Origin of the sequence: Aeoliella sp., from assembly GCF_965227375.1 — a bacterium.
GTDB lineage: Bacteria > Planctomycetota > Planctomycetia > Pirellulales > Lacipirellulaceae > Aeoliella.
Map to the genome: position 1 here is coordinate 1,222,990 of NZ_CBDDFX010000002.1, position 22,659 is coordinate 1,245,648.

Genomic DNA, 22,659 nt, shown 5'->3' on the forward strand with positions numbered 1-22,659 from the left:
GTTACTTCTTCTCGATCGCTCGCTTCAGCGCAGTGCCCATGTCGGCGGGACTCTCGGCGACTTCGATGCCTGCTGCGGTCAGTGCGGCGATCTTGTCTTCGGCGGTGCCTTTGCCACCGGAGATAATCGCGCCGGCGTGGCCCATACGCTTGCCGGGAGGTGCCGTGCGGCCGGCGATGAACGCGGCGACCGGCTTGGTGACGTGCTCCTTCACGTAGGCAGCGGCTTCTTCTTCAGCGGTACCGCCGATTTCGCCCATCATCATGATTGCTTCGGTCTTGCCGTCGGCCTGGTACATCTTCAACAGGTCGATGAAGCTCGTGCCGACGATCGGGTCGCCACCCAGTCCGACGCACGTGCTCTGACCGAGATTCAGGTTAGTGAGCTGCCACACGGCTTCGTAGGTCAACGTGCCGCTACGGCTCATCACGCCCACGGGGCCGGGCGTGTGGATGTAGCCTGGCATGATGCCCATCTTGCACTCGCCCGGCGTGATCACGCCGGGGCAGTTGGGGCCGACCAAGTGTACGTCGGGATATTCGGTCGCGAGCTGCTTGTACACGCGAGCCATGTCGAGCACGGGCACGCCTTCGGTGATGGCGATGATCACCTTGATGCCAGCGTCGGCCGCCTCCAGGATGGCGTCGGCCGTGAACGGCGGCGGTACGAAGATCATCGTGGCGCTCGCGCCTTCCTGCTCCACCGCCTCGGCCACCGTGTCGAACACCGGCCGATCGAGCGCCGTGGAGCCGCCTTTGCCCGGAGTGACGCCGGCGACGAGCTGCGTGCCATACTCGATGCAGTTCCTGGAGTGGAATTCTCCCGCCTTGCCAGTAATGCCCTGGCAAACCACGCGTGTGTCTTTGTTGATCAGAATGCTCATCGTGATTCCTGAGTTGGGTTTACCACGGAGGATTGGAGTTCTCTGATGGGTCCGCGCGAGCTTAGACTCGCTTGACCCATCCTACGAACTAACCACAAGCTTTTTGTGATCTCCGTGTACTCGTTGATCTCTATGATTTGGGTTTTCAAGCGGCGCCGGCGGCAGCGACGACTTTCTTGGCCGCGTCGGTCAGGCCTTCGGCGCTGATGATGTCGACGTCGCTCTCGGCTAGCATCTTGCGACCTTCTTCCACTTCGGTTCCTTCCAGGCGGACCACCAGCGGAACGTTGAAGCCGACTGTCTTGTAAGCTTCGAGCACCGCACTGGCGATCGTGGTGCACTGCATGATGCCGCCGAAGATGTTCACCAGCACCGCTTTTACGTTCTTGTCGCTCAGCAGGATGCGGAACGCCTCGGTCACCTGCTCGGTCTTGGCGCCGCCGCCGACGTCCAGGAAGTTGGCTGGCTGGCCGCCGTGCAGTTTGATCAGGTCCATGGTGCTCATCGCCAGGCCGGCCCCGTTCACCAGGCAGCCGATGTTGCCCTCGAGCTGCACGTAGCTCAAACCGGCTTCGCCGGCTCGCAGTTCGTTGGGGTCCTCTTCGCTGGTGTCGCGAAGTTCCGCTACCTTCGGATGGCGGTACATGGCGTTGTCGTCGAAGTTGATCTTGCCATCCAACGCCATTAAATCGCCGCTGCCGGTCACGACCAGCGGGTTGATTTCGGCCAAACTGCAATCCAACTCGACGAACAGTTTGCAGATCGCGCGGAACATCTTGTCGGCGCTGCGAACGCTCGCTCCGGTGAGACCCAGCTTCTGAGCCAGCACTCGCGACTGGTACGGCATCAATCCGCGGTCGGGATCGTAGGCCGCTTTGTAGATCAGTTCGGGTGTCTTTTCGGCCACCTCTTCGATGTTCATGCCGCCCTCGGTGCTGACCATCAGCACCGGCGAAGCACTCGCGCGGTCGACCACGATGCCGAGATAAAGCTCGCGGGCGATGTCGCAACCTTCTTCCACGTACACGCGGCGGACGGTTTGTCCCTCGGCCCCGGTTTGGATGGTGACCAATGGCTCGCCCAGCATGGCCGCGGCCGCCTTTTGGGCGTCCTCGGCGCTTTTGACCAGCTCGACGCCGTGTTGCTCGGGGTTGGTTTTGATGGTCCCCTTGCCACGGCCGCCGGCGTGAATCTGGGCTTTCACCACCGCGAGTGGCCCTCCCAGTTCCTTGAAGGCGGCGGCCGCCTCTTCAGGCGTACCGGCGACAATTCCACGTGGCGCGGCGATGCCGGCATCGCGGAACAACTCTTTTGCTTGATATTCGTGAATTTTCATCGCTCGCCCGTCCTCTTTGGAGCAAGAACAATAACTGGCCAAGCGTGGAGTATAGGCCTCGCGCCGCTCACTCTCAATGGGCGGCTACGCACACGCCAGGCCCTCCAGGGTTGACAAATCGCGTATCTCAAGAGTTGGATCCCGTGTTGTGCATTTCCAATGCCAAGTTCACCATCGTTTCGACTCCGTCGAAGCCTCCAACTCGTTGAACAAATCGTGAAGTTCCCCGTCGACGGTTGAGGTGGGTTTTGGTCCCACATTCGATCCATTGGCCCAAAACCCCAGACGCATTGGTCCCTCTGAATTCGAAACCTATCGATAATTACTGAGTCAAACGGAATAACAGCGGACCAAAAACCTCGACGTTGTTCCCCGCACGTGATTTGTAGTTGTCCCAAAACCTGTGTTGGGCGAGCGAGTCCAGCGGCGCGCACCGTGGAGAACAGCGCCGCGCGGCGGCGCACCACGGACAGAAAGTGAGTGCAGAATTCAACTCTATTATTGGACCAAATCAGCGCGAGATTTCAACCGCGGTTCTTTTACACACTCGCTTTTGCTGCGCTGCCGTCGGCTACTTCGATTCATCCACTTCGTAGTACGAGCGAACACCTGGCTGCCCGGTATAGTTGGGACCGACTTGATCGTCGGCGCCGAGGAAGCGAAGACCGAATGCAAGGCGCTGCGTGCCGACGATGCGGAGGACTTTCGTCCGCCGGTTGTAGTCGATGCCCGCGCGGCGAAACTCGGCCGCAGCGCGACTTGTCGCGATTTTGGAGTCGGGCGATGCAATATCAGCCAGGTCGAGATTCGCCAGTAGAACCCCATCGGGCGTGAGCAGGCTGGCCATCTGGGAGATCAGGCCCAACTTGTCGCCAATGTAGTGCAGGCCATGCACGCAGGTGATCAGGCTGAACTCTCCATCGGCATCCCAGGCTTGTGCCGAAGATTCAACGAATTGCACGGCGGTCCGTTCTCGCATTCGCGGAGGATGAAGGTCCACCCCAGTAATGCTCACTCGATCGAGCACCGCCTGGGCTTCGAGCAACTTGGCCGCTTCCAACAGGGCACGGCCTTCGCCACAGCACAGGTCCAGCCAGCTCGCCTTGCCGTGCTGGTCGACTTGCCTACCAAGCAGTTGAATGAGCTCCTCGCGGAGCTCCTTCTCGTAGCTGTTCACGCCCTGCAGACCGCGGCCGCGATTCATGGCCGCGTTGGCGACTACTTCCGATTGCAGCAGTTGCTGTTCGTCGAGCATCGACTCTCCCGTCTACTCCTCTACTCGCTCGACATTAGCGTAGAACGCGCCGGCGATTTCCTTGCCTTCCGGATCGGTGAGCCACGTTTGCAACGAAGTGGGCCCGGCGGGCAGCTTGACTTGAAACTCGATGGCCGCAGCGCTCGGGTCGGCCGTTTGCTCCAGTTCCGTCTCGCCGATGCGGATCTTGCCGTGAGCAATGTTCCACGCCGGGCCAGGCGCCATGACGCCGTCTTCCAGCTTGGTCGGCTTCACTGCGTCGCCCAGCGCCAGGCCCGACTCGCGCGGGAAGCGGCTGATGGCGATGCGGTAGGTGCCCGGCTGAGCGACGTCTAGGTGCCACACTCCGTTCTTGTGAACGCCGCGGCGAATTTGACCCTGCTGGTCGACAAACACGTCGAGCCACTCGGCGGCCGCCAGGCGAGTTGGGTTCTCCTGGTCGCTGCCGATGATGATCCGTTGAGGCTCGGCCACGATGGGCTTCACCCCCGCCCACCACTCGTCGAGCTTGCTACGCAGCTTCTCGACGATTTCAGGATGCTCGGCCGCAACGTCGTGATCCTGGTGCGGGTCGTTCGAAAGGTCGTACAGCCACCGGTCTTCGACCAGCCGCCAGTGTTGCCACATGACGACCGCTCCCTCGCGCTGTGGAATCGCCGGGTTGCCGTCGGTGTAAGTGACTTTGAACTGCGGCATGCGGCTGTAGTTGATCACCAGCACGCGGTCGTCGACTTGTTGGTCGTCCTGCAGCACCGGAGCGAGGCTCATGCCGTCCATCGGTTGCTCGGGAGCTTCGACGCCGGTCAACTCCACCAGCGTCGGCAGCAGGTCCTGCACTTGCGTCAGCCCATCCACTTCGCGCGGCTCGCCCAGTTCGCCATCGGGCCAGCGAATGAAGCATGGCACGCGATGCCCACCTTCCCACACGGTGGTTTTGCCGCCCCGCATGCCGGCGTTGTAGTACAACGGGCCGAAGGTGCTGCCGTTGTCGGTCAGGAACACGACGATCGTGTTGTCCCGCAGCCCGCTGTCGACGAGAAACTGCTCGAGTTTGCCCATGTTCTCATCAATGTTCGCGCCCATCGCCAGGTACGAAATGAGCCGCTTGCGCTGCTGAGGGTTGAGCTTGTCGAATATCTCCTTGTTCGCTTTCAAGGCTTCGCGGGCTGGGCCGCGGTATTTCTCTGGCACATAGAACGGTCCATGGGCCGAGTTCAGCGGCAGGTAGGTGAAGAACGGAGCACCGTCGGCCTGCTTCATCCACTCGATCGCTTCGTCGAAGAAAATGTCGGTGCAGTAGCCTTCGTGCCGCTTTTGCTCGCCGTTGCGGAAGTACATGTCTGCGAAGTAATCGTTCTCCCAATAGTCAGACATGCTGCCGATGTACGACGAGCGGAACCACAGCGTCTCGTCGAAGCCGCGGTCCTGCGGGCGGTAAGGGTAGTTGTCGCCCAGGTGCCACTTGCCAAACATGCCAGTGCGGTAGCCGGCTGCCTGGAACACGTCGGCCATCGTGTCGAGGTCGGCCCTCATCAGCGCCCGACCGCTGCTCACATTGCAGGCGGCGTTGCGAAACGCGTCGACTCCGGTAAGCAGTTGGCTGCGCGTCGGCGTGCACATCGGGGCGACGTGAAAGTCGGAGAAACTCACGCTCTGGCTCGCCAGTTTGTCGATGTGGGGCGTCTCGGCCACCGGGTTGCCATGACAACTAAACTCGCCGTACCCCTGGTCGTCGGTCATCACCACAATGACGTTCGGGCGTTCGCTCGAGGCATGCAGGATCGCAGCAGGCAGAAGCAGCAGCAACGTGGCACACAGACGCATATCGAAACCTCCAACAGATGGAATGCAAAGCGGGAGGTTGAAGTATAAAACAACCGCGGCAGAAACTCGATCAGCGCAAAGCAAGATAGATCGATTCGTGGATCGATAGAAATCCCTACAGACTACGATTGGGCGCAGCGGGCCAGTCGCGATACGCTTACCTACTCGTCCGACTCTTCTTCGGAGTCGTCTTCACCTTCTTCGGCTTCCGATTCTGCGGCGTCTTCTTCCGCTTTCGCTGCCTTGGCCGCTTCTTGAATCTCGGCGATGGTGGTGAGAGTCAGCGTGGCGGTTGCTGTCTCGTCGCCGCGCTGGTAGGTCACTTCGATCGTGTCGCCAGCGTAGTGCGGCTTCGCTGCCGCCTGCATTTGAACTTGCGTGGCGACCGGAATGCCATCGATGGCTGTGATCACGTCGTCCGCTTCGAGGCCAGCCTTCTCGGCGGGACCCTTGGGAGAGACACTGGCGACCTTGGCGGGCGTTTCGCGGGCCACGCCATCGGCCAGGCTCACGCCCATGTAGCCGAGTTGGAGGTCCTCGCCCGCCTTTAGCCGCTCGTAGGCCAACATCCACTCGGCGAGCGGCGCGGCGAAGCCAATGCCCGAGTCGTACCAATCGACTCCAGCGATGGACTTTTCGGACGATGGCGACATCGGGGCGATGATGCCCAGCACGCGGCCTTCGATGTCGACCAGCGGCCCACCATAGTTAGCCGCCGACACGGACGCGTCGGTCTGCATCGCACGACCTTGAATCCGCCTGAGCGCGCTGAGCATGCCGACTGAGACGTTGGGGCGGTCGACGCGGTAGGTGCGGCCCAGGGCGATGGCCCATTGTCCTACGCGATAGCTATCGGCGGGAGCCACTTCCACGGTGGGCAGGTCTTCCGCGCCGGTCAGTTTCAACAGCACCAGCTTGCGACTGAAGTCGTGGGCAACGATCTCCGTGGGAAACTGCCGCCCGTCGGGCAAGAGCGCCACGACGGTGGCCGGAGCGGGGTCGAATCGATAGCGACTGGTCACCACGTATCCGTCGGCCGACAGGATCACGCCGGTGGAAGGTCCGCTGGCCAACGTGACGTCGTCCACGCGATCGGCCCCACCGATGATCTGAAGCTGCACCACCGACGGGCTCACGCGGTCGATCGCCGCGCGGATCGCTTGTTGCTCAAGCTGCTCCACCGACTGAGCCATCGCCCCACCGGCCACCACCAGGGCGGCCAGAGATTGCAGAACTCGCAAGAGCTTCATGGGTGAGCACATCATCTGGGTCGTTGTCCAAAGTACAAAACGAATCACTACGGCATCGCCATCGGCACCAGTTCCACTTCGACCAGCATATTGCCGCGCAGCACCGTGAGCCGGATGGGTTGGTCGCCGGGTAATTGCATCAGCGCTTTCTCGACGTCGATGTGGGTGCCGGTTCGCATGCCGGCCAGGGCGATGATCAAGTCGTCGGGCATCAAATCGGCCGAGGCGGCCGGCGAGCCCGGCAGTACCGCGTCGATGTACGGCGGGGTCCGCGCCACGACGCTCGGCACCAGGCGGAAGCCGAGGCTGGCGAACGTCGCTGGATTCTCAGGCAACTGATCCGCTTCGGCGATGGCCGAACCGAGGTCCCCGCGGAGGATGCGATTGACGCTCTGGCCGACGCGCTCCCACGGCAGTGCGTAGTTCAGCCACGAGCCGGTCAGTTCACTCTTGAGTTCCTTGCCCAACATGCCGAGCGGCTGCCCGGTGGTGTCGAGCAACACTCCGCCCGGTGCTCCAGGGTTGTTGGTGGCCGCGTCCACGATGTACACGTCGCCGCGAAAGCGGCTGCTGAACGCCCCGCGTCGCGCTTCGAGCGGTGCGATCACCGACAGCACGCCGTGCAGAACGCTCACCGGCTCGTCGCCAGTGGCGACGTTGTACAGATTCGAGAACGCGAGCACGCGCATCCCCTCGTACGGCATCTGTTCGGCCGTGAGGTCGAAGTAGGGAAAGTCGGCCTCGTCGGTGTCGAGCTTCAAGACCGCGACGTCCAGCAGCGGATCGACTCCTACGACCGATGCTTCGAGCCGCTGCCCGGTCGAGAGCAGCACGGTCACCGTGTCGTCGTCGAGCACCAAGCTGGCGACCGTCGCGATGTGGCCTTCGGCCGATACCAGCACGCCCGACTGATAGGCTTCGAGCTGTCGCAGGCCGCCGACCCCGTAGATTTTGACCGATCGCTCCTGCGCGTAGCGGTTCACTTCGGCAAACGAGCCGAGCCCTTCGGCCCGCTGCCCAAACGCGGGGAGGCTGAAGCACGCAGCGCCGAGGATCGCGAGGAGAAGATACCTATTCATCGCTCTTCTCCTCCTTGACTTCCTCTTTGTCTTTGTCGTCCTTCGCTTCTTCGGTCTCCGACTTTTCTTTGTCCGCCGCGGCGTTGCTGTAGCTTTCGACACCGAACTCCAGGTAGGCGTTGTCGCCGAAGCGGACGATCCAACGACGCGGCAACTCCAATCCTTCCCAATTCTGGAACTGTCCGAAACGAATCAGACAGGGGTCGCGGTCGTCGGACGTGAAGTGCTCCATGCCGACCAGGTTGCCCGACTGAGTGTCGAAATAAAACTGCGTGGTGTAGCCCTCGTCCTCCGCCATCAGGCAGTCGTGCAATTGCAGCCCCGCGCCGAACGGCAGTTGGCCGTAGTAGTACAACTCGTCGAACCCTTCGCGGCCCTGGTGAAGCAGCTTGTGCCACTGATGCACCGCGGCGAGCAGGCCTCCCGAACCGGGTGGGCCGTCGCCGGCCGTGTCGAGCGAGTCGAACTTGGCGAAGAACTGCCCGCGGACCGAACGCATGCTCGCCTCGGTGCCTGAGTTTTCGATGCGAACTTCGTGTTTCAACGAGTCGCTGCCGGCGATCACCAGGTGCGGCACCGACTCCAGAGCTTTCCACTGGCCACACCGCTCGAACAAGCGATCTTGCTGTTGCAGGTTGAAGTAGTAGTTGGCGAAGCCGCTTCGTTTGGTGTATCGCTTCTCGACTTCCGGCGGCAACTTGGGTTTTTCGGCAGCGCCGGGAAGCTGTGGGAGTTGGATCCTCGGCCGCGGCTGCTCGTCGCCCTCGCCCTCTTCTTCATCTTCGTCCTTGGGGCCGGGCGGTTGAATTTGCGGCGGCTTCTGTGCTTCTTCTTCGATCAGCGATTCGAGCTCGCCTTCGTGGTGCAGCGAAGCGAGTCGCACATTGGCTTCGAAAATCTGGCCGTCGCGAACGAACTCCACCGGCACGCGCCAGTTGGCCGGATAGATGCCAAGCGCGTTCTTCAGCACGTTGGCGCTGGTGACGTCGCGGCCCGCGAAGCTGCTCAGGTAGTCGCCATACCGCAGTCCGCGGCGGTAGGCGTCGCTCTCTTCCAGCAGGTCGTCCACGGCCACTCGACCGTCGCCAGCGGAGGCCACTGTCGCGCCGAGCGTCGCGTGATCGACCACGCGGCCGGCTTTCAGATGGCTGAGGAAGTGTTTGATCTGATTAATCGAGATCGCATAGCCCACGCCCACATTCACGCGGCCCCGCTTCTCGAACGAGCCCCGCCCGTTAATGCCAATCAGTCGCCCCTCGGCGTCCCACAGCGGCCCGCCGGAGTTGCCGGGGTTGATCGACGCGTCGGTCTGCAGGCAGTCGGCGTACTCGAGCAGCGTGCCGGACGGGTATTGGTAGCGATGCGTGCCGGAGAGGATGCCGAACGTGACGGTCGGGTGGTAGTCTTCGGCCAGCAGGAATGGATTGCCGGAGACGATCACCTGGTCGCCAATCTGCGCGGCGTCGCTGTCGCCCATTTCGGCGGGCGGGAAGTCTTCGCGGCCCAAGAGCTTGATCAGCGCCACGTCGCCAGGCGGATCGAGTCCCACCAGCACCGCGTCGTACAACTGGCCATTGTTCAGTCCGCACTTCATCGCCGGCCCGCAGGGTGCGGTGACGTGGAAGTTGGTGAGCGCGTACCCGTCGGGCGAGATGATCACCGCCGAGCCGCCCCCCTGCCCTTTGCTGTCGAACACCGCGACCGTGGACCGCGCGATCTTTTCGACCACGGCGACGCGCGCGGCTTCGGCGTCCAGCACTTCCGGCGGGACCTCGGCCATGGAGGCCGACGCCAGCAGCGCCAGGGTCAGGAACCATGCATGCTTCATTTTACAAACCTCGCTCCACCGAGATGGAGGATGTCGCCCACGCCGCTCGCCCAGGGAGGGCTAGCGGATCGAACCACCAACGTGAGCTGCCGGACACCCGACATATTGCATTCTAGCTCGACGGGCGCGCCATCTCCACGCAAAGTCTCTGTGGCCAGCGTTTTGCCATCGCCCAGCACGCTCAGTTCCACTTGGGCCGTGTCTCGTGAACGTGGATCGATGCCGACGATCGCCCGGAATGTGGTGAAATCCCTCGGTACGCGGTAACCGGCCTCGGTGCCGCCGCGAATCGCCAGGCCTTTGGCGAACGTGCGAATGCCGTCGAGCCCGGAACTGCTGGCCTCGTCGGCCGAAAGGCTCTCTGCCGGGTACGCCAGCGTGAGCTCGGTTTCATAGAATCCGCGATCCAGCGCGATGTGGCCCATCAGTGGTGCAACGTTCGAACCGTTGGGAGGATTCCAATCGTCTTGCACCGGGTCGAGGTCGCTCAGGTACTGCACTCGGGCGAGCGAGTAGTCGACTGCTGCTACCGCCGACATCGGCAATGCGACTGCGCCGAGCGAAGGGCTCTGGACTTGCAGTTGCTCGCCTTCGAGCGATGCGGACTTGATTGGCAAACGGAACCCCGGCCCGGCGACGACCGCTTCGGGGGGCTTGGCTCCGTTGTCCTCGCGGCGGAAGTAAATGATGCCGAACACCTTGGCGCGATTCACGCCGATCACCTCGCCGTCGAGGTCGAACTCCACCGCTTGGTCGGTCACGTCGCCGAGGGTGCCTTCGACAAAGTTCAAATTTGCCGCGCCCGGCTTGCGGATCACGATCAGGTCGCCCGCCGGGTCGCTCCCCAACAGGTCTCGCCAGTCTTTCTGGAGCGTTGGCACGCTGGCGTCGAGCGGCATCATGCGAACCGCCCGCACCGAAGCGAGCGGCGCTTGGAATCCACGAGACTGCACTGAGGCAACAGGGCTTCCTGCAATCGAGCATTCCGCGCTGGTGGAGGTGAAGCCGGTCATGGCGAGTCGACCGCCGTCGGTCAGCAGCACCTCGCCCGGCGGCAGCGCCTCGGACTTTGGTTTGGCGATCGCGTCGACTCGCAGGATGCTGTCCAGCGAGATTTCGGTCGGGTCGCCGTCGGGGTTGGACAATTGCACGTGGCGCTCGTTCCACGCCTGTACGTCGCCGGTCAATTCGCGCTGCTGCAAATCAGTAACGCGAACTTGCACCGCCGAGGCGACGGCAATCAAGGTTAGAACGAGCAGTGAATGCAAGGCAATCCAGCGTGGTGCAGGGGAACGGCGGGGGGCGACTGGCTACGGCTGCGACTCTTCGCGCTCGTCGGTGGCTAGCCGCTTGAGATACTCTTCCATCAAGTCGCGGTAGTGCCCCGGGAAATCGCGGCCAATCTGCTGCATCACCCGCTCACGCTCGCGTGGCGGCATGTTGCCCCAGCCCGAGCCGTCGCCAATCTCCTTGACGTCGACTTTGCCATCGCCCTTCAGCGGCGCAGGCTGGCTATCTTCCATGGGAGTGCCCGATGGCGGACCGCCCGCTTGTTGCTGCTGTTGTTGCTGCTGGGCCTGCTGTTCGAGATTCTCGATCACCTTGTCGAGCGAGGCGAGAATGCCGCGTTCCACTTCCTGCGTCTTTTCGTCGGCTTCCGAAAGGCTCAGGCGGCGCTCGACGTCCGACATCCGTCGCGCGATGTGATCGAGCGAGTCCTCTTCCACCTTGGCAATGTCCGCTCGCATCAACCGCGCGATCTGCGCGAACCGTTCGGGCATTTCCTGTTCGGCGTCCAGCAGCGTGGCGAGCGATTGTTTGGCTTCATCGATCCGCACGAGCTGATGTTCGGCCACGGCGCGGTAGAACAGCAGCGAAGCTGGGTCGTACACGTCGACCGGTTTCAGACCTTCCAGCACCGCCAGCGCTTGTTCGTAGTACTGTTGCTGCGCAAGCGCGCGGCCCACGTACAGCCGTACATTGCTGCGCATCCAATAGGGAACTTCGGCCGAGTCGAGCCATTCGAGCTGCATGGCATCCAGCGGCGACTGGCGGCAAGCTTCGATGGTGTCGGCTGTCTCTGTGGACGACAACGCCACGGCGCTCATCACGGCTTCCAGGCGATCGCCGGAGGTAAACAAGCGATCCAACTCGGGGCGGGCGGCCGCTTCTCGGTCGGTGGCCTCCTGCGGCGTGGCCGACGACTCGACCATCCACTCCACGATGTTCGCCTCGACGCTCTCGGCAGTGGGCGTCGACCATTTAGTGATCGCATCGGCAGTGGTTTGCTCCTCCGCTGCAGAGAGACGGGGAGCGGCGGCGGCGAGTATCAGCCAGGCGACACTCGCACCTAAACAGAACGGCACGAAAGATGACTTTTGCACGTCAGCGGGCCTCGGGTTGTGAGCGGACGCCTGTTTCGCTGCTACTATAGTATCGACAATTCCAGCGGTTCGGACAACGCGTATGCTGCGCAGGAAGGCGAAAAGTGGATATTTCACTGGTTTGCCTGCGTATCAAGGTCATGCGTCGCCTGGAAAATTCGCTCCTGACGCTCGGCTAGCTTCGCCAACTCGCCTTCCAATTCTGCAGGGTCGACCTGGGGATTGTCGGCGAGCGAGCCAAGATCCTGCGTCCGTTTGTAGACGCGAGCTTGCAGCGTTCTGATCATTTTCAATTCGGCAATCATGGTCACCAACCGCGACTCGCCGGCGCCACCGCCACCTCCACCACCGGGGGGCGGAGGGTTGCCTTGTTGCGCCAGTTCGTCGCGGGCTTGTTCCAAGGCTTCGATCATGTCCTTCAAGCCGGCAATGATGTCGAGTTCCACCGTCTGAGTGATCGGGCCGACGTCGGCAGTGGCCAGGCGCGCGGCGGTCGAACGCATGTCTTCAGCGATCTGCTCGGTGGTCTCAGGGAAAGCGACCGAGGTGCCGTCCTCACGCAACAGCGTCAACGCCTTCTCGGCGTCGCGCACCAGTTCCGACTCACGACGCGAAAGACGGATCGACTGCAGCATTCGGTTGCGCGGCGTGCCGTCGGCCGAAGCCGCGGCGATCTCCATCGTGTCGTCGTAGATGCTCTCCTGCTTGGCTAGCATGTCGCGGAACCGCGCGACCAGTTTGGCTAGCAGGCGTTCCATTTCTTCTTCGCGCAGTTGACGCAAAATGCGCTCCAGCTCCGCCCGGGCGGCTTCGAGTTCGCGCTGTGCGTCGCGTTGATCTTCCTTGGCGCCGCGTTGCTCGGCCTCGCGAAGCTTCTTTTCGGCCTCCTCCATCTTCTGTCGAGCACGCTCGACGCTCTGGGCGGCTTTCTTGATCGGGTCGGCGTTCTGCTGCTCTCCCTGCTCGCCTTCGCTTGGTTGGCCTTCACTTGGCTGACCCTCGCTAGGTTGACCTTCACTTGGTTGACCTTCACTTGGTTGACCCTCACTAGGTTGCCCTTCACTGGGCTGGCCTTCGCTGGGTTTACTCTCACTCGATTGGCCTTCCGACGATTCGCCTTCTTTCGCTTCCGCTTGGCTGGGACTTCCCGATTGGCTTTCGCTACCTTCTTCGAGCGCCTGCTGCACTTCGCCAGCCGAGTCGTTTACGTCGCCCTGCTTGTCGGCCAGTCGCTCGGTATCGGCTCCCTCTTCATTCTGGTTGCGGAGCGAGCGTTGCTGGCGGATGAGTTTGTTGATCTCTCGGATTTGCGCTTTGAGGAACTTCTTCATCGCCTCGCGCTCGCTATCGCCCGGGTCTTCGAGCAACACTTGCAGCAGCAGTTCCAACTCGGCTTGCAATGCTGTTTGATCTTTCGCCGCAGCCGACAGTCGTTCGGTCTCCAGCAGCGTGACGATCGCCTCGAATCGCTCGGCGATGCCTTGCTCGCGGCTGGCCTTGATCGCGCGGCGCAACTGTTCGGCCCGTTCCGGTTCGCTGTTGTTAGCCAGTTCGGCCAAGCGGGCGGCCACGGCTTCCAATCGTTCGAAGCGGCTGGCCAGTCGCTGCTGCTCGAGGCTCAGACCCGAAGGAGCCGAAGTCGTTTCGGCATCCTGAGCGTAGGCCGCTCCGCTCAGCGAGAGCGCGAGTCCCAGCAGCAGACAAACGGCTGCTGAGTAGCCGAGATTGCTTCGATGGATCATGTCCTTGTTCTCCATAGCCGGATGAGTAATGCCTGGCCGCGGGCGCCTGCTGTCCTAATTCTTTATAGCGTTTCGACTCAGTCCAAGAGCAAATCTTTCAGATCGCTCTTCTGCTGATCCTTGGTTTTGGTGTTAATTTGCTCTTGTTGGCGAATGATTTCACGCAGCATCGCGACGATTTCGTTGTAGTTTTCCAAACCCTTCATCTCGCGCAGGAGCGTTTCGACTTCGACAATCGCCTGCTGCATTTCTTGCTTCGCCGCGGTGGTCGACGCGCCGGTAGCGACCGCGGCAATCTTGTCGGCCACGCTCGCCATGCGCTCTTCACCCAACTTTCGCAGCGGAGCGGCAATCCGATTCCCGATGCGATCGGACATCTCGCTGTTGTCGATACGGTTGTTAAACAGTTGAGCGTGAATGTCCTCGAACCCCGACGCCACGCCCAGCACTTCGTCGGCAATCTGTCGGGCCGATTCGGCGCTGCGAACCGCTTCGCGGGCGAGCCGACCGGTGTCCGCGGGCTCCTCGGATGTTTCCTCGGCCGTTTCGGCAGCCGCGTCGGGCTCCGCAAGAGTGTCCACGACCAATAGATCATCGTCGTTTTCGACGGACGCACTGCCCTCGAGCGCCTGTTGGTCGAGTTTCTCGACCGCGTCGTACAGTAGCAGCAGTTTGTCCGCCACGGACTCGAAGGTCTGTCGCAGGTTCTGCTCGCTGCTGGCAAGGCGGGACAGCAGGTCTTCTTCGGTGACGATCTCGAACGACAAACTCCGCGCGGCGGTCGCGCGCGATTCGTCGGCCAGGTTGAACTTGTCTTTGGCGCTCGGCGTGATGGTCACCTTGCCGCCGGGCGTGAAGGCGTACTGCGGATCGTCGGGATGCGTCTCGGTGAGTTGCGCGAGGTCGACCGTGGCGAGGGAGATCACGTTGTTGCGATTGCCGGACGGAAGCTTCACTTCCATCCGCGGCAGTTGGGCCTCGCCGTGTTGGATGTCGAGCCACACCGAGTCGACCGCGTAGTCGTCGGTGATGTCGAGTTGGATCGGCAACTGCGCGCGATTGGTAACCGCCATGCCAATCCCTTCGCGCGAGGCGAGCACTTGCGGCTTCTCATCCAGTCGCGAGGCCAGCGTGACGCGGAACGGTTCGGCGCTGGCGATGCCGTCCTTGTCGAGCAGTTCGACTTCCAGGTCGACATCGTGGCGGCCGAGTGTCAGTTGCGACTTGAAATCGTCCGTCGCTTCGTTGGACAGTTGGGGCTCGTCGTCGTCCTGCACCACGCGCCGCCAGCGTACCTCGGCCAGCGGCTTGTTCGCTTTGCCAACCGCGGTGATCACGGTTCCTTCAGGCAGCTCCACTCGGGGGCCGGCGGCCACCGTGCGATCGGCGCGATCGAGGTAGTCGGGGTAATCGCATTCGAAGGCGAGTTGCGTCACTTTGGGGCGTTCGACCACTTCGAGTCGCAATCGACGCACGCGATCGTCGCCGCCGCGGATGTCGAACTCGACGTTCCCTGCGATCCGTTCGAACAGGTACTCGTACCGCTGGTTCTCGTCACGTCCCGGCACGGCGTCGCCGATACGAATCAAGTCGTCGCGGCCCCTTCGTCCTTCGTCCCAGCGGTAACGAATGGTCACTCGGTCGGGGGCTTCCAGGCCATCGGCGAGCGAGGCGAGCACCACCACGGGCACGTCGGAGTTGCGGGCCACTTTGCGAACCCAGCCGCCCTGCCCGTCCGGCTCGAAGCCTTCGACCGTTAGTCCCACGGTCCGCGGCCAATCTTCCGGCGACAGGGCCAGTCGCTGCGTGTAAGTGTCCCACACGCGCGGCATGCCCACTGCCAGGGCGATCACGGAGATGGCCAGCGCGCCGACCAGCAAGGCGAAGCGATTGATTCGCAGCTGGTTCAGCAGGTCCTCGGTGTCGAGATTCCTGGCCGCGTCGGCCGCTGCGCGAATGGTTCGAGCTGCCAGCTCAGGATGCACGTCGGCGTGGCCTTCGCTGTTGTGCAGATCGACCGCCACGCTGAGGGCGTCTTGTAGCTCGGGATGTTTGCGCTCCACGAGCAGCGCCAGGCTGCGGTCGGACAGCGCGACCATCCAGCGGCGGAGACCCCACCAGACGAGAATGCTGAGAACGCACACCACCAGCACGACGTGCACCCCCATGCGCACCTGAGGTGGCGGCTCGAACATCCAATCAAGCACCAACCCGCCCCAAAACACCGCGCCCACCAGCACCAACGCCAGCAACACCGCTTCGGCCCACACGTACGTGCGGATGCGATGCCGCACGTTGCTCAGCAGGCCGCTGACCGCTTGGTAGTCGAGAGTGGGTTGCGTGGGTGCGGACATTCGGAGTTGGTTGAGGGAGAGAATCAGGCGAGGTAACTAAGGCGGCGGATGATCCATTCGAGCGTCAGTGCGCCGGCCACTACAGCGAGCAGCCAGAACGATTGATCGCGGGCGAAATCCTTGTCGATCGAACCAATGACACGTTTGCTCCGCGATTGGCTCGGCGTGGCGGCTACCAGGTTGGGCAAGGCGTCGCTGCCGGCCAGGGCCAGTTGTGCGGTGGGGTAATAAAAGCCTCCCGTCTGGTCGGCGAGGCTCTCCAGCAGTTTAGCGTCCCGCGTGGTTTGGCCCACTTCCAGTTGCGGGGTCGTGACGCGGATCGATCGGCTTAGCTCGTCGTTGGAGTCGGGCACGGCTAGCGAAAGCCGATAGGTGCCCGGTAGTACGACGCGGAACTCGCCCGCGAAGTTCCCCGCCCGAGCCTCGTCGGCGGCCAGCGTCAGCCGGTCGCTCCGCCCTCCGGGCATTTCGATGTCCACGGTCACGCTGTCGGCCACCAAGGGTTCCATCTGCAGGTCGCTCAGCATCACCCGCACCGGCACGGTCGCGCCGAGTTCGTAGCGGTCTTGCGAAACCAGCAACTTGCCGCGGGGCGAACCCTGCAGCAGGCGCGCCTGGCTGGTGTGGCGAAGCATCGAGGTCCACAGCCGATCGTTGTGGCCAATGTCGAGTTTGCGCAGACGCCACAACTCGCCGCTACCGATGAACAGCACCTGGCCCGCCCCGTAGTAGTGGCTCACCAGGTAGGCGGGGCCGTTTTCGTCGTCGTTCAGATCGCTGGCGAAAGCGTACACCGTGGCGCCCGGTTTGGGGCCGTTGTGGTCCAGCACGCTGTACACGCCCTCGAATTCGTCCCAGGCCAAACCACTGTCGCCGGAGTTGTCGCCCAACCACAAGAACTCAGCCTCTTGGCCTTCGCGAGAAAACTTCAACGGCCGCGGTGTGTCGCGATTCTCGTCGTCGCTTCGCAGGCCGAACAGTTGCTCGGGCATGCTCACCGGGTAGAGGCCGCGGATGGTGCGCATGCGGCTGTCGACGCCCCAACGCGGCGTGTTCACGCGACCGGGGATCACAATCAACCCGCCCGCCTGTTGCGCGACCCATTGTTCGAGCCAGCGAACTTGCTCGGCGGAGAGCTGCGACCAATCGGGATCGAACGCCACGATGGCGTCGTACTTCGAGAGTTGTTCGGCCGTGGTGGGGAACTCGTTGAGAATCTCGTTGGCGTCTTGCGAAATGCCAGGAGGGCCGCTGGCCAAGAGCACGTCGACCACGAAGCTGGCGTCGCGCATCAGTTGGTTGCGCAGGAAGCGATAGTCGCGCGTCGGTCCACCGGCAAACAGCAACACGCGCGTCTGACGATCGATCACCGCCACTTCCGCTTGCTGAGCGTTATCGTCGATCATCGCTTCGCGCGGCGCCGGCATCGCGCGGACTTCGTAAATGTACTCGCCCGGCTCCGGCGGATCGGTTTCAATCCGCACGGTCTCCAGCGCATCGCTGCCGGCGATGGGTAGCGTGCGCGATTCAACCAACTCCCAATCGCCCGGCGCGGCTTCTTCGGTGCTGCCGGTGTTCACGCGGCGCGAGAGCTGCAGTTCAATTTGCTGCCCGGCCAGGTCCTGCGCGTGAACGATTGCTTGCAGCGTGAGCTTATCGCCCGGGTAGGCCCTCTCGGGAGCGATCAGTTCGCGAACCACAATGTTGGCCGGTGCGACAGTTGGTCCGAACCCGACCGCGTGCACCTTCACCTTGGCGTCGGCAGCCGCTTCGGCCGCTGCGGCGATCTCGAGGCCGCGGTTCTGCCCGCCATCGGTGAGCACGATGATGCCAGCCAGCGGCAAGCCCTGGTATCGTTCGAGCGTTGCAGCAATCGCATCGCCCAAACGAGTCTCGTGGCCTTCGGGTGTCATCTGATCGGCCAGTTTTTCGTAGTCGAACGGCTCAGGTTGCTCGTCTTCGTTGTTGTTGGCCGCTTCCTCTTCGGAGGCCACTTCCTGCGGCAAGTAAGCCAGCGGGCGCGTCGACTCGCCAAGCGACACGACGTCCACGTCGTGGGCTTTGCTTAAATCCTCGAGCAGCGGCGACTGGGTGAGCAGCGCTTGCACCTTCTCCGATCGCGTGGCCTTGTCGCTGGAGGTCGGTTCGGCGTCGGGCAGGTCCATGCTCAGGCTAGTATCGGCGAGCACCGCAATGCGCGACGGCTCGACCACGCGCGAGCTGCTGCGTTTCTCCAGCCCCAGGAAGAACGCCACGAGCCCGGCGATGGCGATGGTTCGCAACAGCGCGAGCACCACGGCTTTGGTTGCCGAGATGGTCTGCGCTTCGCGGCGGTACACCGACCACACGTAGCCCAACAGCACGATCAGCCCCAACACCAGCGCCGGCGCCACCCACCAGGCGTCGCTCAGCGATTCCAGTCGCGCAAACTCATAGACCGCGTCGCTCGCCACTTCGGTGGCGGCCAGCGGCATGGTGAGCTGCGTCGGGCTGAAGGAAAGGGAGAACATCAAGTGTTGGGAATGCCTATTGGTCTATTCGTGGAAACTACAAACGTAGGCCAAAGCTTGCTCGGCCACGAGCGCCAGGACGAGCGTTGCGAGCAGGATTTCGGTCCAACTCGACTCGCTGGGGTTCGCCTCAGTCGAAAGCTCGTCGGCGTAACGCAGCGCGAACTCGTCGCCGGCGAACTTCTGCCGCAGCGTGGTGTCGGCCGCGAGCGCCAAGTTGCCTTCGCCGCCAGCGGGATTCACGGCCGCGTAGCGATCCTCGGTGCCGCCAGAATTGCGATCGAGTTGCACACGATACAAGCCGGCGCGCTCGATTGGTTCGGAGGCGATCACTAGTTGCTCGGTCGCCGGATCGCCTGAGAGCGTCGCCTGGTAGGGACTGCCGCGACCGACGCGTTGTATGGAGCCGGAGCCCGCGAACATCGCGCGATCGGCCGGCATGCGAAGCACGTCGCCCACGGTCAGCACTTCGTCTGCCGCAGCGCCGTACGCCAGGTAGCCGAACAGTTCGTTGGTCAGCACCACAAACGCCGGGTTGGGGCCGAAGTTCGACCAACTGCCGAGCGTTCCCTCGTCGGGCGAAACCTTCGTGAGTTGCATCACCACTTTGCCGTCGCCGTAAGGCTTCTCGAGCACCAGCGGTGTTCCGTTGGCCAGCGAAGCGATGGTCTTTACGTCGTCGGTCTTCTCGCTCCGCCAGTCGCGCTTGAGCGAGTAGTAGTAGTTCACCCGCATCAGGCCGAGCATGCTGTTGCGTTGGCCGCGGAACACGCTGAACGCGGGATGATCGGTCACAAGGATGTCGGGCGCGGGGTTGTCTTCGTCGTCGGTCTCGGGGATCCACTGCGTTGGCAGATCGGGCGGCGCGGGTATCAGGCCTTCGCCAGCGGCGAAGCCGGCGCCGGCGTAGTAGTCGCGGCGGATCGACTCGCCGAGCGTCACCAACAGTCCGCCACCCGCTTCGACGAACGCCGAAAGCTGCGCGAGTTGATCGTCTTTGAGTCGCGGCACGTCCAGCAGCGCCACGGCCGCGTACTGCGAGAGGTCGCCCGCTTCGGAAAAGTCGCTGGCCTTCACCACGACCGGTTCCCAACCGCTCTTCACTGGCCCGCCGGGCGCGAGCGCGGTGCCGACGTAGTACGACTCCCAGCCGTTGGGCGAGCCAGCCACCAGCAGCACCTTTTGAGCTTCTGGAACGTACGTGGCGTACACGCGGCGGTTGTCGAGTTCCACCGCATCGGCGTCGATCGTCGCGGCCACCCAGTGCGCGCCGCCGCCAACAAAGGTGACGCGGAAGCGGCGATCGACCGTCTCGCCCGCCGGGATGTCGCCCACAGGGACCGAGACCAAGGGGCTGCCGTCTTGTTCGAGTTCGACCACCACTTCGCGGGCGGTTGAGGTGCCGTAGTTCTCCACCGCCAGTCGCATCCACATCTCCACGCCGGCCGCTCGCACGCCCGACTCAGGCGCGAGGTCCACCAGCGCCAGGTTGTCGTGTGGCTGGCGTACGGTGCGGACGAATTGCAACTGCGCGGCTTTCTGTTTGAGCGCGTCGACGGCTTCCTGGATGGCGTCGATTTCATCGACGTTGCGTTGCCGGAAGTCGGACACCACGTGCACTACCAGGTCCTGGTCGGACGGTTGCAGGTCGGCAAGTTCCACCGCGCGACGCAGCGCCGGCAGCAGGCCGACCGCGGTGTCGGTCGCCTGAGCGGTCTCCATTCGCGAGAGGAACTCCTGCCGCGACTTGTCGTCGAGCGCCTGGCGGAAGATGCCGGGTCGGGGGTCTTCGCCGCCCTGTTCTGCTTCGGAGAATCGTAATACGCTCACCACGCTGGCGGTCGACTGATCGGCAGCCGCCTGGGCAATGTCGCCCACCGCGCCGAGGCCTTCCTTCCAAGCGGACGTCTCCGCCCAGCGATCGGTGGTCGAGTAGCTATCGTCCAGCACCACCAAATGGTGCACGGGGCGGTTTAGCAGTTGGCCGATCCACCCGCTTCGCGCGGTCGGTCGGGCGAGCATCACTACCAGCAGGGCGATCGCTGCGGTGCGCAACAGCAGCAGTAACAGCTCCTGCAGGCTGATCCACGTCTTGCTCCGCTCCTGGCTCTCGAGCAGAAACTGCATCGCCGCCCACGGCACGCGTCGTTGTCGGCGCAGGTTCAGCAGATGGATCACGAGCGGCAAAGCCACCAATGGCAATCCAAACCAGAACACCGAGGGATACAAAAACGACACGTCAGTCAGGCGGGCGAGTGGGGAGGCGGGCGGGTTAAATCTTGGCGCGTTGCGAAAGCGCGCGGCGGGCGATAATCGCAGTGAGCGCGGCGTCCAAGGCGTCGCTGGTGCGGATCAACGAGTAGTCCACCGCGTTGGCCGCACACGCTTTGCGCACGCGGGTGAGGAAACGCTCGAGCGCCTCCAGGTAGCCTTTGCGGAGCGCGCGAGGATTGCAGTCGACGATGTCATCGACTTCCATCCCTTCGAACCGCACCGGGCCGCGGAACGTGAAATCGAGTTCCTCATCGTCCATCACATGCAGCACCACCACGTCGTGCCCCATGCGACGCAGCGTCTGCAGGCCTTTGATCAACTGGTCGGTGTCGCACAAGAGATCCGAAATCAAGACGACCATACCTTTGCGCGGATTGGCCTTCGCCACGTGCGCCAGCACGCTGTCGATGTTGGTCTTGTCACGCGGTTCGATCGACTCCAACGCCCTGGCGATGCGCGTCAGGTGGCTCCGCTGAGTGCGGAGGGGCACCTCGTGGCGGATCTGGTCGTCGAACACGGTGACGCCCACCGAGTCGCTTTGCTTGAGTAGCAAATAAGCGAACGCGGCCGCGGCGGTCGACGCGTAGTCGTGCTTGGTCATGTCGGCCGAGCCGAAGTTCATGCTCGCCGAACCGTCGACCACCAACGTGCAGCGCAGGTTGGTGTCTTCCTCGTACCGCTTGATGTACAGGCGGTCCTGCTTGCCCCACACCTTCCAGTCGATGTGGCGCAGGTCGTCGCCTTTGGAGTACTCGCGGTGTTCGCGGAACTCGACCGACTGCCCGAAATACGGGCTGCGGTGCATACCGGATAGCAGACCTTCGACAATGTACCGCGCCCGCAACTCGAGGCGGCCGATGCGACGGACGACCTCAGGAAGCAAAGACTTTTTGGAAGCGGGGGTCACCACTGAGTTGGTCCTCGCGGGCGGGTAGGTTGTCCATTAATCGTTGCACCACGTCGTCGGGCGTAATTCCTTCGCTCTCGGCGGTGTAGTTCACCAGCAAGCGATGTCGCAGTACCGGCGCGGCGAGCGCTTGGATGTCCTCCAGCGCCACGTGCGGCCTGCCCATCATCAAGCTCCGCCCTTTAGCCCCCATCAACAAGTACTGCACCGCTCGCGGCCCCGCACCCCAGGAGAGATTCTCCACCGCGTACGGATCGGCTTCCGGTTCTCCGATGCGAGTCGATCGCACCAGGGCCACCGCGTAGCGAATCAAGTGTTCGCTCACCGGCACCAAGCGCACCATGTGCTGAATCTCCAGCACCTCTTCGGGCGCGAGCACCGGTTGGATCTGGAAGTCCTGCACGCTGGTCGTGCGGCGGGCGATCTCCACTTCGTCTTCCACCGACGGATAGCGGACCATCACCTTGAGCATGAAGCGGTCCTGCTGCGCTTCGGGCAGCGGGTAAGTGCCTTCCTGCTCGATGGGGTTCTGCGTGGCGAGCACGAAGAACGGATCGCCAATCTGATGCCGCACCATGCCGACCGACACTTGGCGTTCCTGCATCGCTTCGAGCAAGGCAGCCTGCGTCTTGGGCGGAGTGCGGTTGATTTCGTCGGCCAGAATCACGTGGGCAAAGATCGGTCCGCCCAGGAATCGCATCTCGCGCTGCCCGGTCGACTTGTTCTCTTCGATGATGTCGGTGCCGATGATGTCGGCGGGCATCAAGTCGGGGGTGAACTGAATGCGGTTGAACGTCAAGTTCAACGACTTGGCCAACGTGCTGATCAGCAGTGTCTTCGCCAGTCCCGGCACACCCTCCAGCAGGCAATGGCCGCGGCAAAACAGGGTGATCAACAATTGGTCGATCACTTCCTGCTGGCCGACGATCACTTGGGAGAGTTGCTGGCGAATGCGGTCGGCAGCGGCGTTGAGCCGATCGACGGCGGAGGTTTCTTGTTCTTGCATGCTTCGCGAGTGGCTGAGTGTGAAGGA

At 62.9% G+C, this 22,659-nt stretch carries 15 protein-coding genes; all 15 read right to left on the reverse strand.

All coding sequences use genetic code 11. From position 1 onward, the window contains the following. Position 1 precedes the first annotated feature (1 nt). Positions 2 to 883 carry a succinate--CoA ligase subunit alpha gene (sucD, locus tag ACQK2L_RS18070; RefSeq protein ID WP_425398436.1) on the reverse strand — a complete coding sequence of 294 codons (882 nt, stop codon included), beginning with the start codon at positions 881 to 883 and terminating at the stop codon, positions 2 to 4. Between the two features lie 145 nt (positions 884 to 1,028). Beyond that, the gene (gene sucC / locus ACQK2L_RS18075; protein ID WP_425398437.1) at positions 1,029 to 2,219 is read right to left on the reverse strand and encodes an ADP-forming succinate--CoA ligase subunit beta; all 1,191 of its coding nucleotides are present in this window, start codon (positions 2,217 to 2,219) and stop codon (positions 1,029 to 1,031) included. A gap of 571 nt (positions 2,220 to 2,790) precedes the next feature. Beyond that, positions 2,791 to 3,474 (reverse strand): class I SAM-dependent methyltransferase, encoded by a 684-nt coding sequence (locus tag ACQK2L_RS18080; RefSeq protein ID WP_425398438.1) that lies wholly within the window; start codon positions 3,472 to 3,474, stop codon positions 2,791 to 2,793. 12 nt (positions 3,475 to 3,486) lie between these two features. Continuing rightward, complete coding sequence (locus tag ACQK2L_RS18085; RefSeq protein WP_425398439.1) at positions 3,487 to 5,298, reverse strand: arylsulfatase; 1,812 nt, start codon at positions 5,296 to 5,298, stop codon at positions 3,487 to 3,489. Between the two features lie 161 nt (positions 5,299 to 5,459). Next, positions 5,460 to 6,563: a S1C family serine protease gene (locus tag ACQK2L_RS18090; protein ID WP_425398440.1), complete on the reverse strand. Its 1,104-nt coding sequence runs from the start codon at positions 6,561 to 6,563 to the stop codon at positions 5,460 to 5,462. Positions 6,564 to 6,595: 32 nt separating this feature from the next. Further along, positions 6,596 to 7,627, reverse strand: a complete 1,032-nt coding sequence (locus ACQK2L_RS18095; protein WP_425398441.1) for a S1C family serine protease — start codon at positions 7,625 to 7,627, stop codon at positions 6,596 to 6,598. Further along, the gene (locus ACQK2L_RS18100) at positions 7,620 to 9,455 is read right to left on the reverse strand and encodes a S1C family serine protease (RefSeq protein WP_425398442.1); all 1,836 of its coding nucleotides are present in this window, start codon (positions 9,453 to 9,455) and stop codon (positions 7,620 to 7,622) included. The genes ACQK2L_RS18095 and ACQK2L_RS18100 overlap by 8 nt, the downstream gene beginning before the upstream one ends. Then, positions 9,452 to 10,699, reverse strand: a complete 1,248-nt coding sequence (locus ACQK2L_RS18105) for an NPCBM/NEW2 domain-containing protein (protein WP_425398443.1) — start codon at positions 10,697 to 10,699, stop codon at positions 9,452 to 9,454. The genes ACQK2L_RS18100 and ACQK2L_RS18105 overlap by 4 nt, the downstream gene beginning before the upstream one ends. A 66-nt stretch (positions 10,700 to 10,765) precedes the next feature. Then, positions 10,766 to 11,839 (reverse strand): hypothetical protein, encoded by a 1,074-nt coding sequence (locus ACQK2L_RS18110; protein WP_425398444.1) that lies wholly within the window; start codon positions 11,837 to 11,839, stop codon positions 10,766 to 10,768. A 113-nt stretch (positions 11,840 to 11,952) separates the two neighbouring features. Continuing rightward, positions 11,953 to 13,581, reverse strand: a complete 1,629-nt coding sequence (locus ACQK2L_RS18115) for a hypothetical protein (RefSeq protein WP_425398445.1) — start codon at positions 13,579 to 13,581, stop codon at positions 11,953 to 11,955. Positions 13,582 to 13,658: 77 nt separating this feature from the next. After that, the gene (locus ACQK2L_RS18120; RefSeq protein ID WP_425398446.1) at positions 13,659 to 15,935 is read right to left on the reverse strand and encodes a hypothetical protein; all 2,277 of its coding nucleotides are present in this window, start codon (positions 15,933 to 15,935) and stop codon (positions 13,659 to 13,661) included. Between the two features lie 23 nt (positions 15,936 to 15,958). Then, positions 15,959 to 18,445, reverse strand: coding sequence for a hypothetical protein (locus ACQK2L_RS18125; protein ID WP_425398447.1), 2,487 nt, complete (start codon positions 18,443 to 18,445; stop codon positions 15,959 to 15,961). A 24-nt stretch (positions 18,446 to 18,469) separates the two neighbouring features. Continuing rightward, a complete protein-coding gene (locus ACQK2L_RS18130; RefSeq protein ID WP_425398448.1) occupies positions 18,470 to 20,683 on the reverse strand; it encodes a BatA domain-containing protein in 2,214 nt (737 codons plus the stop codon). 34 nt (positions 20,684 to 20,717) lie between these two features. Then, on the reverse strand, positions 20,718 to 21,629 hold the full coding sequence (locus ACQK2L_RS18135) for a DUF58 domain-containing protein (RefSeq protein ID WP_425398449.1): 912 nt from the start codon (positions 21,627 to 21,629) through the stop codon (positions 20,718 to 20,720). Beyond that, a complete protein-coding gene (locus ACQK2L_RS18140) occupies positions 21,592 to 22,632 on the reverse strand; it encodes an AAA family ATPase (protein WP_425398450.1) in 1,041 nt (346 codons plus the stop codon). The genes ACQK2L_RS18135 and ACQK2L_RS18140 overlap by 38 nt, the downstream gene beginning before the upstream one ends. Positions 22,633 to 22,659: the final 27 nt, after the last annotated feature.

Excerpts from the sequence above, each read along its gene's own strand:
- ACQK2L_RS18120 (WP_425398446.1), bottom strand. The coding sequence starts at position 15,935 with ATGTCCGCACCCACGCAACCCACTCTCGACTACCAAGCGGTCAGCGGC.
- ACQK2L_RS18095 (WP_425398441.1), bottom strand. The coding sequence starts at position 7,627 with ATGAATAGGTATCTTCTCCTCGCGATCCTCGGCGCTGCGTGCTTCAGC.
- sucC (WP_425398437.1), bottom strand. The coding sequence starts at position 2,219 with ATGAAAATTCACGAATATCAAGCAAAAGAGTTGTTCCGCGATGCCGGC.
- ACQK2L_RS18115 (WP_425398445.1), bottom strand. The coding sequence starts at position 13,581 with ATGATCCATCGAAGCAATCTCGGCTACTCAGCAGCCGTTTGTCTGCTG.
- ACQK2L_RS18090 (WP_425398440.1), bottom strand. The coding sequence starts at position 6,563 with ATGATGTGCTCACCCATGAAGCTCTTGCGAGTTCTGCAATCTCTGGCC.
- ACQK2L_RS18080 (WP_425398438.1), bottom strand. The coding sequence starts at position 3,474 with ATGCTCGACGAACAGCAACTGCTGCAATCGGAAGTAGTCGCCAACGCG.
- ACQK2L_RS18140 (WP_425398450.1), bottom strand. The coding sequence starts at position 22,632 with ATGCAAGAACAAGAAACCTCCGCCGTCGATCGGCTCAACGCCGCTGCC.
- ACQK2L_RS18100 (WP_425398442.1), bottom strand. The coding sequence starts at position 9,455 with ATGAAGCATGCATGGTTCCTGACCCTGGCGCTGCTGGCGTCGGCCTCC.
- ACQK2L_RS18125 (WP_425398447.1), bottom strand. The coding sequence starts at position 18,445 with ATGTTCTCCCTTTCCTTCAGCCCGACGCAGCTCACCATGCCGCTGGCC.
- ACQK2L_RS18085 (WP_425398439.1), bottom strand. The coding sequence starts at position 5,298 with ATGCGTCTGTGTGCCACGTTGCTGCTGCTTCTGCCTGCTGCGATCCTG.
- sucD (WP_425398436.1), bottom strand. The coding sequence starts at position 883 with ATGAGCATTCTGATCAACAAAGACACACGCGTGGTTTGCCAGGGCATT.